This is a genomic window from Serratia sp. CY82433 (genome assembly GCF_052166535.1).
In the GTDB taxonomy this organism is placed as follows: domain Bacteria; phylum Pseudomonadota; class Gammaproteobacteria; order Enterobacterales; family Enterobacteriaceae; genus Serratia; species Serratia sarumanii.
On sequence record NZ_JBJNOR010000001.1, the window covers coordinates 2,247,076 to 2,260,163 of the forward strand.

Consider the following 13,088-nt stretch of genomic DNA (forward strand, 5'->3'; position numbering starts at 1 on the left):
TTGAAAATGATAATTATTATTATTTTAAAATTGTAACTTCTGTGTCAAGCGATTGCTGATGATTTATAAACGGCGAAAAAGTAGGGAAATACGGGAGAGAAAACGTGAAAAGGGGCCAAAATGGCCCCTGTTAGCAGGATATTCAGAAACGTTGGCTAACGCTAAACTTGATGTTGCGCCCTACGCCGGACACCGATTCGCCCAGGTAAGGGTAATAATCGCGGTTGAACAGGTTGTCCACCGCGACGCGAGCTTCGAAGCCCTGCAAACCGCTGGGCTGCCACGAGGCGAACAGGCCGTGCAATGCATAACCCGACGTTTTCGGCAGCGCCCAGACAACGGCCATCGGATCGCCGTCGGCCGGTGAACGATCCTGTTTACGCACAAAATCGCCGGTCCAGCCGAAGGCCATGTCCCACTGCGGTACTTTCATACCCAGCATCGCGTGTGCCGTAACGGGTGGAATTTCGGCAATCCAGGTTTCGTTGCCCCACGGATCGCGCGGTGAAGCGTCGCGTTTGCCGCGAATCGAGGAGAACGACAGGCTGCCGAACAGGCTTTCGCTGTCATAAAACGATTCGAGCTCCACGCCCTCAATGGTATAGCCCGGCAAGTTGCGATAGTTCGACAACGGTTGCCCACATTGGCCCCCATGCCGTGCGGCGTCGCACACTACGCCGCGACGATAGAAAATCTCGTCCTTGCCGCGATTGCGGAACAGCGTAGTGCGGATCTGCAGGCTGTCTCGCGCCATCAACACATCGTTGAAGTCCAGCACCGCGCCAAGGCGCACGCCCGTCATGCGTTCCACCTGCAGGCCGCGGCTGGTGCCGGGCACGCTGGAAGCGGCGTATTGCACTTCGTACTGTTCGTCGATCACCGGGGCGCGCCAGGTGCGGCTAACGTCGGCAAACAGGGACAGATTCGACGTCGCTTTCCACATCACGCCCAAATGCGGCGACCAGCCGGTATAGGTCACGCTGCTGTAATCATGGCCCACGAGCGGATCGCTGTCGTTATAGCGCGGCGCCCGGTTCGGTTGCCCGGTATTGGTCACATGATCGTAACGCACGCCCGGCGTCACGGTCAGGCTGCCGAAGCTGACCGCATCCTGTAGATAAACGCTGCGGGTTTCCTGTTCGCCCGCCGGCATGTAATACGGCTGGAAATAGCCGTAGTTGTAACTGGCGTTTTTCACCTGCGAGGGGTAATACATCAGGGTATCGCGCTGGTGTTTATGCCAACGCGCGCCGAGCAACAGCTTGTGTTCCAGCGGCCCGCTGGCGAAACGGCTTTCATTGCTGACGTCAAACTGCCGATCGGTATAGTTCACCCAGCTTTCATTGCCCAACGTACCGAGATAGCTGAACTTTGAAGCGGAATCCGGCCGCTTGTCATGCTGTTCTGTCTTCGAATAGGCATAAGACAGCGTCAGATTCAGCAACGGCTGCGCTTCCGGCGCCAGATTCCATTTCACCGAGTAATTGGTGTCCGTCTGGTCGCGATACACCAGAATGCGGCGCCACGCTTCTTCCCGGCCATATTTATCGATATCCGCCTGGCTGGGCGCGGCGATATCGTCCCGCTTGGCGGCAAAAGGCTGCCAGCCATCGGAATCGGAGCGCATCGCCGATAGCGTCAGCGTTTGCGCCTCGCTCAGATAAATATTGGTTTTTAACAGGTAGGAAGCCTGATCGTTGGCGGAATAGGCAAAGCGCGTGCCGTCCGGCCGCTTCAGGTTGCCGCCGTCACGCTTGCTCATGTAGATCAAACCGTCGGCAAATCCTTCCGGCGTACGGCCGTACAACGCACCGCTGTAAATGCCCTGGCGATCGTTGGTGTGGTAGCTGTATTTCAGCAAGCCGCCAAAATCTTCGCCCGGCAGCAGCATATCCCCGGCATCTTTGGTCTCCAGCGTAATGGTTCCGCCAAAGCCGCCATTGCCGTTCAACAGATTGTGCGGCCCCTTATCGACCTCAACCTTTTTCAGCAATTCGGGTTCAATGAATACCGAACCCTGCCGATATTTCTCAAATCCCTTCGGCGCCCCGTCCAGCACCACCTTCACATCTTCCATGTCGCCCATGCCCCAGATATTCAGGCTTTGGCCGCCCGGGCGCGGCGATCCCGCCATCCCTACGCCGGGCAAGCGATCAAGCAAACTGGCGATATTGTCTGCCTGCACGCGTTCGATGTCTTCTTTATCCAGCACCGAACGGCCGGCGGCGACGCTGTCGGACAAACCGCCGACCACCGACAGCTCCGGTATCGTCAACGGCTGAACCGGCCCGGCGTCGACCAACCGATATCCCTGTGCGGTTTGCTGAGCGCGCAATCCGCTGCCCGCCAACAGCGTATTGAACGCGTCGGTGAGGCGATAATGTCCCTGCAGGCCCGCGGTGCTTTTTCCACGCGTCTGTTCGGGCGTGAAAATCACTATCACGCCGGCCTTAGCGGCCGCCGTCTGCAAGGCGGGCGCCAGATCACCGGCGGGAATGGCGAAAGAAAGGATAGCGGGCTGTTCGACCGCCGAGGGTGATGCCGACGCACCGGGTGCCGCCATCGCGGAGGTAAGCATGCCCGATAGTGCGCATCCTATCCCGATAGCGACGCGCTTCCCGGTAATGCGTTTGGCTGATGTGAACGTACGCCCTGCGCCGTTCTTGTTTTTTATGGCCATGAAGGATTCCCCTGAGTGTATTGAACTGGAAACTCAGTAGAGAGGTCACGCCAACGAAAAGATCGGGCAGAAAAAAATGAAAAAAAGGGCCGAAGTTACCGCGCCGCGTAGACGATAAAGGTCACCACGCCGAAGATCTCCAGCTGCGCCTCGTCGTCGAACACGATCGGCGCATAGGCGGGATTCATCGGCAACAGCCGCACGTCGGGGTGGCGCTGCAGCTTTTTGACGGTGAATTCGCCGTCCACCGCGGCGATCACGATATTGCCGTGCTCCGGCGTCAGGGCGCTGTCGACGATCAGCAGATCGCCATCCTGGATATTGCCGTCGATCATCGACTCGCCGCTGGCGCGCACGAAGTAAGTGGCGTTGGGGTGCCGCACCAGCAGCTTGCCGATGTCCAGCCTGCTCTCGACATAGTCCTGCGCCGGGGAAGGAAAGCCGCAGGCCACGCGATCGGCAAACAGCGGTAACGTCAGGGGGTCACCTGGTAAAAAAGCATACAACCTTGAATTGCTCAGCATAATCATAACCAAACTGTATATTTATACAGTTAAGCATAAACAAAACGCGAACGCGTGCAACCCCCTATCCCCCTGCGGATCGCGCTTTCCCGCGTAATATAATAATTTTCTGAGTGATTTTTCCTGCAGCTTTTGGCGTTCTTCGCGTGTGTTTACACACATGATACCCACCAAAACTGTGGATAATGCGGCACTCAGACCGTTGGCGTATCGATGGGCAGGATGAATGAGGGATTGTCATTGCGAACGGCGCCGACGGCGGGCGATACCGGTTGCCAGACGAAATCCTCTGCCTGCAGGCTGTACACGTCAGCCTGCATTTGACCAGAGGGCGGGACTAAGCGGGTGTCGAGCCAGTCGCGCGCGGCCGTCGGTCTCTGCTGCGTACAGCGCCGCAAAGAACAGCGGCAGGCCTTGCCTCACGGGAGGAACGGCGGACGGCCTTACAAAATGACGCCAATAAAATTGCGACTGGCAATGGCATCAATGGGACGGCCAGAGACGAAAGTCAGTACGTTATGCCAGGAGCTTGGGATAACCCGACAAACGCTGTACCGCCACATTTTCCCTGATGGTCCACTGCGAGCTGACGGTATAAAGCTGCTCAACCGGGGATAATTTTAGCGGACGGAAAAATCTGGGGTTCCGGCGTAGAACCCCGAATAAGGAATAATCCTTAATTCATTTCAGGATTATTAATTCCATCTAAAACCTCTCGGCAATATTCTTTTTTATAGGCTTCATCATTACTTAATGACTTAACCAAAAAATCAGCATTTTTCCAACCATTATCCCAATGCGTATCGAATCCTGACTGTTCAAACTTTAATGTTCTAGTTAATGAGTCTTTTATTTGTTTTTTATATTTATCAATTTTCTCATTGGTTGCCCCACAAACATCATGTGCAACACGAGCATTTGAGCCAGAAAAACCTATTGCTGAAATTGCCATCGCTTCATTTGATTTGTCGAAATCATTCGCATATGCCACAGCATTAGATAAAGCGAATATGACAAGAGCAGGTATGGTTTTTTTGTATGAAATCATCTTTCACCTCTACTCATTGATTGTTCATGGGGTCAGTTTGGATATCGAAAATTATTGTACATTAAGGCTGCTTTTTAATCAGTCTCAACTTCTTTATAGAAGGCCTGAATGCGACAAACTTGGGAAGTACTGTAGCCTGTCGCGTCTGCTGTTTCTCGGATGCTCAGTTTCTTAATCTGTCGGTAGTGCCTGATCCATCCTGCACGCTCCATCTCGCCGCTGGCGCGCACGAAGTAGGTGGCGTTGGGGTGCCGCACCAGCAGCTTGCCGATATCCAGCCTGCTCTCGACATAGTCCTGCGCCGGGGAAGGAAAGCCGCAGGCCACGCGATCGGCAAACAGCGGTAACGTCAGGGGTTCATCTGGTGAAAAAGCATACAACCTTGAATTGCTCAGCATAATCACAACCAATCTGTATATTTATACAGTATAACATAAATAAAACGCGAACGCGTGCAACCCCCAATCCCCCTGCAGATCGCGCTTTGCCGCGTAATATAATAATTTTCTGAGCGATTTTTTTTTACGCCTGCTAAGGGTTTCACCGCCCCTTGCACACACGTTATCCACCAAAACTGTGGATAACCTGGTGGGGTCGCCGGCAGACGTCATTCCCTGCGCGAGCGGGATCAGAATCCTGTATAATCCCCACACCTGCTAATAAGAATTCATCCCCGTCGGCGCCTCGTCACCGACGGTCACGAGAACGTTATGAACAAGCACCTACTCCTCGCAGAAACCGACGATATCGAACAGGAATGCCTGTCGCGCCACGCGGTCTGGCAGCGCAACGGTCTGGCCCAGGCGCAACAGGATTGGCTGGCGGAAGAAGTGCCGGTCGCCCTGGTGTACAACGGCATTTCCCACGTGGTGATGATGGCGACGCCGAAAGATCTGGCGGCCTTCGCCATCGGTTTTTCGCTGTCCGAAGGCATCATCGCCTCCCCCGACGATATCTACGACATCCGCCAGCAACCGGCCTGCAACGGCATTGAAGTGCATGTGGAACTCTCGAGCCGCCGTTTTATGCAGCTGAAAGAGAAGCGCCGCAGCCTGGCCGGCCGCACCGGCTGCGGTGTCTGCGGGGTGGAACAACTGCAGGAGGTCGCCCAGCCCATCGCGCCGCTGCCCTTCACGCAACGCTTCGATTTGGCCCTGCTCGACCGGGCGTTGGCGCAGCTGCAGGAGGTGCAAACGGTGGGGAAACTGACCGGCTGCACCCACGCGGCGGCCTGGATCCAGCCAGATGGCGCGCTCAGCGGCGGGTGTGAAGACGTCGGCCGCCACGTGGCGCTCGACAAGCTGCTGGGCTACCGCAGCCAACAGGCGTGGCTGCAAGGGGCGGCGCTGGTGTCGAGCCGCGCCAGCTATGAAATGGTGCAAAAATCCGCCATGTGCGGCGTCGAGATCCTGTTCGCCGTTTCCGCCGCCACCCGCCTGGCGGTCAAGGTGGCCGAGCGCAGCAACCTGACGCTAGTGGGCTTCAGCAAGCCAGGGCGCGCCACCGTCTATACGCACCCGCAGCGGCTCTGGCAATCGACGACGGCGGCATAGCGCCGCCGGATAAGAATCGACTATTCTCAATAGCAGGACACCAGGAAGCACCCACGTCATGATAATTCGCCCGAACCAGAACTGGTTTTTTCGCCTGTTCGCCTGGCACGGTTCCGTGCTGTCAAAGATCACCTTTCGCCTGTCGCTGAACGTGCTGATGTCGATAGTGGCGGTGATCAGCTATCAATGGTACGAACAGCTCGGCGTGCATTTGACCATCGCGCCGTTCAGCCTGCTGGGTATCGCCATCGCGATTTTTCTCGGCTTTCGCAATAACGCCGGCTACAGCCGTTTTGTCGAAGCGCGCAACCTGTGGGGCTCGCTGCTGATTACCGAGCGATCCCTGCTGCGCCAGATAAAAAGCCTGCTGCCGGACGAACCGGCGGTGCACCAGAAGGTCGCCAAGCTGCTGATCGCCTTCAGCTGGAGCCTGAAGCATCAGCTGCGCGCCACCGATCCGACCGCCGATCTGTACCACAACCTCAGCAGCAAAGAGCTGGCGGAGGTGATCGCCAGCCCGATGCCGACCAACCGCATCCTGCTGATGCTGGGCCAGGAGATCGGCAAGCTGCGCCGACGGGGGCTGCTGAGCGACATCACCTTCGAGCTGCTCGACAACAAGCTGAGCGAGCTGTCCCACGCCCTCGGCGGCTGTGAACGGCTCGCCAGCACGCCGGTGCCGTTCGCCTATACCCTGATCCTGCAGCGCACCGTTTACCTGTTCTGCAGCCTGTTGCCTTTTGCCCTGGTGACCGATCTGCATTACATGACACCGTTTGTTTCGGTGTTCATTTCCTATACCTTCTTATCCTGGGACTCACTGGCCGAAGAGCTGGAAGATCCGTTCGGCGTGTCGGCCAACCATCTGCCGTTAAACGCCATCTGCAACACCATCGAGCGCAACCTGCTGGAAATGAACGACCAAAGCCCGCTGCCGCCGCCGATGAAACCCGACGAGCACTTTAATTTGATCTGATCGATTTCACCCGAACACACTGGAGCCGAATGCAATGAATGCAAACAACAACCCGCCGCAAGCCGTATTCACGCCGGTAACGCGCCATGCCATCTTCATCGTCGCCACCCTGTCGCCCGTTCCCGCCCATCTGGCGGCGGTGCGCGCCTGGTGCGGCGACATCGCCGCCGTGGTGCGTTCGGTCGGCAAACGCGCGCCGGCGGGCAACCTCACCTGCGTTTGCGGCTTCGGCTCCGAAGCCTGGGATACGCTGTTTGGCGCCCCGCGCCCTCGCCAGCTGCATCCGTTCAGCCCGATCGGCAGCGGGGAACGCGTCGCCGTCGCCACGCCCGGCGATATCCTGCTGCATATCCGCGCCGATGAAATGGATCTGTGTTTCGAACTGGCCTCGCAGCTGGTCGGCAAGCTCGGCGACGCCGTGACGGTGGTCGAAGAGGTGCACGGCTTCCGTTACTTCGATCAGCGCGCCATGATCGGCTTCGTCGACGGCACGGAGAACCCGGAGGGGCACGAAGCCTTCGACTACACGGTGATCGGCGACGAAGACGCGGCGTTCAGCGGCGGCAGCTATGTGCTGGTGCAAAAATACCTGCACGATATGCAGGGCTGGAACTCGCTCAGCGTGGAAACGCAGGAGAAGATCATCGGCCGCCATAAGCAGTCCAACATCGAACTGGATGAAGCGGTCAAACCGTCGTCATCGCACAGTTCGCTGACCACCATCACCGACGAGCAAGGCAACGAGGTGAAAATTCTGCGCGACAACATGCCGTTCGGCCGCCCCGGCCTGCGCGAATTCGGCACCTACTTTATCGGCTATGCGCGCTCTCCGCAGCCAATCGAGCAGATGCTGGAAAACATGTTTATCGGCCGCCCGGCCGGCAACTACGATCGGCTGCTCGATTTTAGCCACGCGGTGACCGGCACCCTGTTCTTCGTGCCGTCCGCCCCGCTGCTGGAAGCACTGGCCGATCGCAGCGGCGCCGAACTGCACTGATTTTGCCTGGGCGCAGGGCCGCAGCGATCAACCTTTGGTTATCCTGCAGCCCTGCGCATCGATCACCGGCTCCCCATCCTCTTTGCTGAAAGCCCCGCGCTGCGGATCCGGCAGAATATCCAACACCGCCTCCGACGGCCGGCACAAGCGCGTGCCGAGCGGTGTCACCACAATGGGCCGATTGATCAAAATCGGCTGTTGCAGCATGAAGTCAATCAGTTGCTCATCGTTCCAGCCGGTCTCATCCAGTTTCAGCTCGGCGTAAGGCTCGACGTTTTTACGCAGCAGCGCGCGTGGCGTCATCCCCATTTCGGCCAGCAGCGCAATCAACCGTTCACGGCTGGGCGGTGTTTCCAGATACAAAATCACCTCCGGCTCACCGCCGCTGTTGCGGATCAGCGCCAACGTATTGCGCGACGTGCCGCAAGCCGGGTTGTGATAAATCTTGATACTGCTCATGACGGTTTCTCCTATCAGGATCAAACGGACAGCCGCAGCGCCAGCGCGGCCAGGGTGACGAACAGGATCGGCAGCGTCATCACCAGCCCCACGCGAAAATAATAGCCCCAGGTAATGACGATGTTCTTCCTTGCCAACACATGCAGCCACAGCAACGTGGCCAGGCTGCCGATCGGGGTGATTTTGGGGCCGAGATCGCTGCCGATGACGTTGGCGTAAATCATCGCCTGCTTGATGACGCCTTCCGCGCCGCTTCCGTCGATTGACAACGCCCCCACCAGTACCGTCGGCATATTATTCATGACGGAAGAGAGAAACGCGCTCAGGAAGCCGGTGCCGAGCGTCGCCGCCCACAGCCCCTGCCGCGCCAGCGCGTCCAACACGCCGGAAAGCAGCTCGGTCAAGCCGGCATTGCGCAGCCCGTAGACCACCAGATACATGCCCAGCGAGAAAATCACGATCTGCCAGGGCGCACCGCGCAGCACTTTGCCGGTGTCGATCGCGCGCCCACGTTTCGCCACCGCCAGCAGAACCAGCGCGCCGCAGGCAGCGACCAAACTCACCGGCACGCCGAGCGGCTCCAGAGCGAAGAAGCCAATCAGCAACAGCGCCAATACCGCCCAGCCGGCTCGGAAAGTCGCACGATCGCGAATCGCTTCTTGGGGTATCGGTAAACGCGTCAACGCGTAGCGCCGCGGAATATCCTTGCGAAAGAACAGATGCAACATCACCAGTGCCGCCGCCACTGCGGCAAGGTTGACCGGCACCATCACCGCCGCATACTCCGTAAAGCCCAGCCGGAAGAAATCCGCCGAAACGATATTCACCAGATTGGACACCACCAGCGGCAGGCTGGCGGCATCGGCGATAAAGCCCGCCGCCATCACGAAAGCCAGTACCGCCGCAGGGCGAAAGCCGAGCGCCGACAGCATGGCGATCACGATTGGCGTAAGGATTAACGCAGCGCCGTCGTTCGCAAACAGCGCCGCCACCACGGCCCCCAGCAGCAGCATGTAGGTAAACAGCCATCGGCCTTTGCCGTTGCCCCAGCGCGCGACGTGCAGAGCAGTCCAGGCAAAGAAGCCGCTCTCATCCAGCAGCAGGCTGATGATGATGACGGCGATAAAGGTCGCGGTCGCATTCCAGACTATCTGCCACACCACGGGAATATCGCCGACGTGCACCACGCCGCTCAGTAATGCCAATCCCGCGCCGAACGCCGCGCTCCAGCCAATGCCCAGCCCTCTCGGTTGCCAGATAACCAAGGCCAACGTCAGAATAAAGATCGCTCCTGCCACTATCATCGCCGTCTCACCGCCTCTTCACATCTACATATTCGATTTTTCGTATGTGTTTGCGCAAATTTTTTACCGTTACGGGCAGCCTTTCGCTACACGTTGCCCCAACTCCATCATCTGTTCTGCCCGACACTGATAAGCTTGCTCAATAATCCCCGCCGCCCAAGCCGGCATATGCGGCGACAGGCGATAATATATCCACTTGCCATCGCGCCGATCGAGCAACAGCCCGCTTTCACGCAGCATCGCCAAATGCCTTGAGATTTTGGGTTGCGGCAGTACCAATGCGCCCGACAACTCGCACACGCACAGCTCGCCGGCGTGGCGCAGCAACAGCACCAGCGTCAGACGCGTCTCGTCCGACAGGTTTTTAAACAGCTTCAGCGGCGTCAATGACGTCATGTCGCACTCCCGTTAACCTTATCGTCTCCACAAATCGCTCATGAAGATACCATTTTCATATTCGGAAAAACAAATATAAAACACAAAACGTTGCCCCCCTCGCCGAGGCATATACTTATCTTTATGCTGTTCTTGCAGGAAGGAGGCACCATGCCGCTCACATTCAAACGTTCGGAAAGGCTCTCCATCGGCACCGAAATAGAGCTGCAGCTGGTCGATGACAAGCACTACGATCTTACGGATCGGGCCGACCGGGTGGTCAGCGCGGTCGGCGACCGCCGGCGCGTCAAACATGAGCTCACCAAATCGATGGTGGAGCTGAACAGCTCGGTGCACCGCGATCTCGATGAGCTGCACGCCGAGCTGCGCGCCCTGACCCATACCGTCCGGCGCAGCGCGCAGCGCCTGGGCTGTGACGTCTGCGGCGGCGGCCGCCATCTGAGCAACGACTGGCGCAAGCAGGTCATCAGCGACAACGCGCGCTACAGGCAGCTGGCCAGCCGCTTTGGCTATCTTTCCAAGCTGGCCTGCGTGTTCGGCCAACACATCCACCTCGGCGTCAACGACGGGGACGAAGCGATGTACCTGTGCCATGCGCTGACGCCCTACTTTCCGCAGCTGATCGCGCTCAGCGCATCGTCACCGCTGTACCAGGGCGTCGATACGCGCTTTGCCAGCTCCCGTTTCAGCGCGCAGAATTCCTTCCCCAACTACGGATGCCTGGAACACATCTACAGCTGGCGCGAATTCAACGCCTACTACGAACGGCTGAACGCCGCCGGCGTGATTGAAAGCATCAAGGATATTTACTGGGATGCGCGGCCCAAACCGGAGCTGGGCACGGTGGAGATCCGCATCTGCGATACGCCGCTGCGCCTCACGCATGCCGTGCTGCTGGTCGGTTACTGCCGTCTGCTGGCTGATTTTCTGTTGCAACACCGCACGCCGATCGCGCCGGAATACGATGCCTTCACCAATTACAACAAGATCAACGCCTATCGCAGCGGTTTCGCCGCCGAATACGTCGATCCCGCGACGCTGCGCCGCAGCAGCCTGACCGCCCATATCCTGCACACTCTCGACGCGCTGAGCGGTTTCGCCGAGCGACGGGAGGATCGGGCCGTGCTACAGGCGATCGAGCGCCATGTCCGCCAGGGCATCAGCGATTCGGAGCATATCCGCCAGATGTTGCACAACGGCCTGCCGCAGGCTCAGGTGATCAAGCGCCTGTGCGATGAGCTGTTGCAACCGGCAAGTTAAGTTTCGGCTATCGATTCCATACGCCAAAGCCGCTGTTCATTATGTGCTCTTTCGCTACAATCGTGAGCACTGACATTCACCGTATCGAGGACACCATGTACAACTTCTCCCGCTATCAGGCAAAAGAACTGGCGCTGGCTTACATGAGCGGCAAAAAACACGATCTGTCGCCGCAGGAATTTTTGCAGCAGCTGAAAAGCAGCGAGCGATCGTTTGAGCACCTGCTGAAACACGGCAGCGAAATGCCGCGTGACGTGCTGGTTAAAAGCTTCTGAACGGCCGGTTGCCGGCCACTTTCCGTTTACGCCGCCGGTGGCGAGCCTGCAGGCCCGCGCATTCCCGGCCATTCATTCCCCTCCTCACCCTGCATCAATTCGTCCTCACAGGCGAAAAGCCGATAAATTCGTATTCACAGGCGAATTATTGACATATTCGTATCTAGGTGCGAATTTATAGTCATCCTTCTATAAACATCGGAACATGTCATGCCGACGCCAATCAGCGTAATCAGCGGCGATCTGGTCGATTCCCGCCGATCAGACACCGTCAACTACCTCGATGAGCTGCACAGCCTGCTCGATCGGCTGCGGCGCGACGGGCGGCTGCATCAGGTGGAAATCTTTCGCGGCGACGCCTTCCAGGCGCAGGCCGCCCCGGAGGACGGGCTGCTGCTAGCGGTGTATATTCGCCTCGCGCTGCGGGCAACGGGCGCCGCGCACTGGGATGCGCGCGTCGCCGTCGGGCTGGGCAGCCAACGGCCCGACGCCGCCGGCTATGGCAGCGCCTTTATCAACTCCGGCAGCGCGTTGGACGCCATGGCGAAAAATTGCCGGCTGGCTCTGAAAACCGACAACGATCGGACAAACGCCATTGTCAGCGATCTGCTGCCGATGTTAGATCATGTGATTGGCCGCCTGTCGCAGACCGAAGCGCGCATCGTCCAGGCGAGAATGTTCGCCGACAGCGGCGCTGCCGTGGCGGATCAGCTGCAAAAAGCCGCCTCCACGGTCTCCGCCGCGCTGAAACGCGCGGCCTACGAGGAAATCATGCGGTTTATTCACGCCATTAACAGGATCGTCTGACTATGGATCTGACCTATGCGCCTTTGCTGGCCTGGCTGTTGCTCGTCCATCTGCTGGCGGATTTTCCACTGCAGCCGCTGAGTTGGGTGGAAGATAAAATCCAGCATCGCGCGCGTTCACGTTTTCTGGTGTTGCACGCGTTGCTGCACGGGGTGCTGGCCGCCTGGGTGGTGGCCGGTTTCGGCCTGCTGCACGGCGGGCTTTCTTCACTTCAGGTGCTGGCCAGCCTGCTGATCATCGCCGTCAGCCACTACCTGATCGATTTACTGAAGGTCACCGCGATGAACCGCCTGAGCCCGGCCCGCAGTTTCCTGCTAGATCAGGGATTGCATCTGGCGGTAATCGCTTTGCTGTGGCTGGGGCTGACGCCGAATGCCGGTGAACTGCTCGCCGCGCTGGGGCGGCAACTGGGGCGTTGGCAAACCGGCCTGGTGCTGGTGGCCTACAGCCTGATTTATCTGCCGATGAGCCTGCTGATCGGGCAACTGCTGGCGCACTGGACGCCGCAAATGCCGCCTTCGGCCAAGGCCGACAACGACTCGCTGCTGCGCGCGGGCAAACAGATTGGCTATCTGGAGAGAACGCTGATCCTGACCTTTGTGCTGCTGGGGCAAATCCCGGCGATCGGCTTTTTGCTGGCGGCCAAATCTATCTTCCGTTTCGGCGATCTGCGCCAGAGCGACGATAAGATGCGCACCGAGTATGTGCTGCTCGGCACGCTGTTTTCCTTCACGCTGACCATCATGCTCGGCCTGCTGGTCAACAAACTGCTGTAGCGGAGCGGGGGCGAAGAATTTCGCCCCCGAAGT

13 protein-coding genes and 2 pseudogenes are annotated in these 13,088 nt (G+C 58.4%); 7 read left to right on the plus strand and 8 right to left on the minus strand.

All coding sequences use genetic code 11. From position 1 onward, the window contains the following. Positions 1 to 142: 142 nt before the first annotated feature. The 5 genes and pseudogenes from ACJ8PI_RS10930 to ACJ8PI_RS10950 form a co-directional block, all read right to left on the minus strand. Positions 143 to 2,680 (minus strand): TonB-dependent receptor, encoded by a 2,538-nt coding sequence (locus tag ACJ8PI_RS10930; protein ID WP_049234747.1) that lies wholly within the window; start codon positions 2,678 to 2,680, stop codon positions 143 to 145. A gap of 95 nt (positions 2,681 to 2,775) precedes the next feature. Beyond that, on the minus strand, positions 2,776 to 3,210 hold the full coding sequence (umuD, locus tag ACJ8PI_RS10935) for a translesion error-prone DNA polymerase V autoproteolytic subunit (RefSeq protein ID WP_164097542.1): 435 nt from the start codon (positions 3,208 to 3,210) through the stop codon (positions 2,776 to 2,778). 188 nt (positions 3,211 to 3,398) lie between these two features. Further along, a pseudogene (locus ACJ8PI_RS10940) lies at positions 3,399 to 3,578 on the minus strand (SOS response-associated peptidase family protein); the annotation flags it as partial. A gap of 302 nt (positions 3,579 to 3,880) precedes the next feature. Next, complete coding sequence (locus tag ACJ8PI_RS10945; protein ID WP_125460725.1) at positions 3,881 to 4,252, minus strand: hypothetical protein; 372 nt, start codon at positions 4,250 to 4,252, stop codon at positions 3,881 to 3,883. A gap of 212 nt (positions 4,253 to 4,464) precedes the next feature. After that, a pseudogene (locus ACJ8PI_RS10950) lies at positions 4,465 to 4,650 on the minus strand (DNA polymerase V); the annotation flags it as partial. A gap of 312 nt (positions 4,651 to 4,962) precedes the next feature. Between ACJ8PI_RS10950 and fdhD the strand changes: the two are divergent. The 3 genes from fdhD to ACJ8PI_RS10965 are packed head-to-tail and all read left to right on the plus strand — an operon-like array spanning position 4,963 to position 7,778. Beyond that, on the plus strand, positions 4,963 to 5,805 hold the full coding sequence (fdhD, locus tag ACJ8PI_RS10955) for a formate dehydrogenase accessory sulfurtransferase FdhD (protein ID WP_164134325.1): 843 nt from the start codon (positions 4,963 to 4,965) through the stop codon (positions 5,803 to 5,805). Between the two features lie 58 nt (positions 5,806 to 5,863). Further along, entirely contained in the window at positions 5,864 to 6,781 is a 918-nt protein-coding gene (locus tag ACJ8PI_RS10960; RefSeq protein WP_033635062.1) for a bestrophin family protein, read from the plus strand. Positions 6,782 to 6,815: 34 nt separating this feature from the next. Further along, positions 6,816 to 7,778 (plus strand): Dyp-type peroxidase, encoded by a 963-nt coding sequence (locus ACJ8PI_RS10965; protein WP_033635063.1) that lies wholly within the window; start codon positions 6,816 to 6,818, stop codon positions 7,776 to 7,778. Positions 7,779 to 7,805: 27 nt separating this feature from the next. Here the strand turns inward: ACJ8PI_RS10965 and arsC are convergent, their stop codons facing one another. From arsC to ACJ8PI_RS10980, 3 genes are all read right to left on the minus strand, one after another. Further along, the gene (arsC, locus tag ACJ8PI_RS10970) at positions 7,806 to 8,237 is read right to left on the minus strand and encodes an arsenate reductase (glutaredoxin) (RefSeq protein WP_049211433.1); all 432 of its coding nucleotides are present in this window, start codon (positions 8,235 to 8,237) and stop codon (positions 7,806 to 7,808) included. Positions 8,238 to 8,257: 20 nt separating this feature from the next. Then, positions 8,258 to 9,541 (minus strand): arsenic transporter, encoded by a 1,284-nt coding sequence (locus tag ACJ8PI_RS10975; protein ID WP_060437776.1) that lies wholly within the window; start codon positions 9,539 to 9,541, stop codon positions 8,258 to 8,260. Between the two features lie 69 nt (positions 9,542 to 9,610). Beyond that, positions 9,611 to 9,937, minus strand: coding sequence for a metalloregulator ArsR/SmtB family transcription factor (locus ACJ8PI_RS10980; RefSeq protein WP_060437775.1), 327 nt, complete (start codon positions 9,935 to 9,937; stop codon positions 9,611 to 9,613). Positions 9,938 to 10,087: 150 nt separating this feature from the next. Between ACJ8PI_RS10980 and ACJ8PI_RS10985 the strand changes: the two genes are divergently transcribed. The 4 genes from ACJ8PI_RS10985 (at position 10,088) to ACJ8PI_RS11000 (ending at position 13,055) form a co-directional block, all read left to right on the plus strand. Continuing rightward, complete coding sequence (locus ACJ8PI_RS10985; protein ID WP_049211437.1) at positions 10,088 to 11,197, plus strand: YbdK family carboxylate-amine ligase; 1,110 nt, start codon at positions 10,088 to 10,090, stop codon at positions 11,195 to 11,197. Positions 11,198 to 11,292: 95 nt separating this feature from the next. Continuing rightward, a complete protein-coding gene (locus ACJ8PI_RS10990) occupies positions 11,293 to 11,472 on the plus strand; it encodes a hypothetical protein (RefSeq protein WP_004935085.1) in 180 nt (59 codons plus the stop codon). Positions 11,473 to 11,682: 210 nt separating this feature from the next. Continuing rightward, entirely contained in the window at positions 11,683 to 12,279 is a 597-nt protein-coding gene (locus tag ACJ8PI_RS10995) for a hypothetical protein (protein ID WP_049211431.1), read from the plus strand. Positions 12,280 to 12,281: 2 nt separating this feature from the next. Beyond that, positions 12,282 to 13,055: a DUF3307 domain-containing protein gene (locus tag ACJ8PI_RS11000; RefSeq protein ID WP_033635070.1), complete on the plus strand. Its 774-nt coding sequence runs from the start codon at positions 12,282 to 12,284 to the stop codon at positions 13,053 to 13,055. Positions 13,056 to 13,088 lie beyond the last annotated feature (33 nt).

Bases quoted from the DNA above. Each gene is read 5' to 3' on its own strand.
- umuD (WP_164097542.1), bottom strand. From the start codon at position 3,210: ATGATTATGCTGAGCAATTCAAGGTTGTATGCTTTTTTACCAGGTGAC.
- ACJ8PI_RS10985 (WP_049211437.1), top strand. From the start codon at position 10,088: ATGCCGCTCACATTCAAACGTTCGGAAAGGCTCTCCATCGGCACCGAA.
- ACJ8PI_RS10980 (WP_060437775.1), bottom strand. From the start codon at position 9,937: ATGACGTCATTGACGCCGCTGAAGCTGTTTAAAAACCTGTCGGACGAG.
- arsC (WP_049211433.1), bottom strand. From the start codon at position 8,237: ATGAGCAGTATCAAGATTTATCACAACCCGGCTTGCGGCACGTCGCGC.
- ACJ8PI_RS10945 (WP_125460725.1), bottom strand. From the start codon at position 4,252: ATGATTTCATACAAAAAAACCATACCTGCTCTTGTCATATTCGCTTTA.
- ACJ8PI_RS10975 (WP_060437776.1), bottom strand. From the start codon at position 9,541: ATGATAGTGGCAGGAGCGATCTTTATTCTGACGTTGGCCTTGGTTATC.
- ACJ8PI_RS11000 (WP_033635070.1), top strand. From the start codon at position 12,282: ATGGATCTGACCTATGCGCCTTTGCTGGCCTGGCTGTTGCTCGTCCAT.
- ACJ8PI_RS10995 (WP_049211431.1), top strand. From the start codon at position 11,683: ATGCCGACGCCAATCAGCGTAATCAGCGGCGATCTGGTCGATTCCCGC.
- ACJ8PI_RS10965 (WP_033635063.1), top strand. From the start codon at position 6,816: ATGAATGCAAACAACAACCCGCCGCAAGCCGTATTCACGCCGGTAACG.
- ACJ8PI_RS10960 (WP_033635062.1), top strand. From the start codon at position 5,864: ATGATAATTCGCCCGAACCAGAACTGGTTTTTTCGCCTGTTCGCCTGG.
- fdhD (WP_164134325.1), top strand. From the start codon at position 4,963: ATGAACAAGCACCTACTCCTCGCAGAAACCGACGATATCGAACAGGAA.
- ACJ8PI_RS10990 (WP_004935085.1), top strand. From the start codon at position 11,293: ATGTACAACTTCTCCCGCTATCAGGCAAAAGAACTGGCGCTGGCTTAC.
- ACJ8PI_RS10930 (WP_049234747.1), bottom strand. From the start codon at position 2,680: ATGGCCATAAAAAACAAGAACGGCGCAGGGCGTACGTTCACATCAGCC.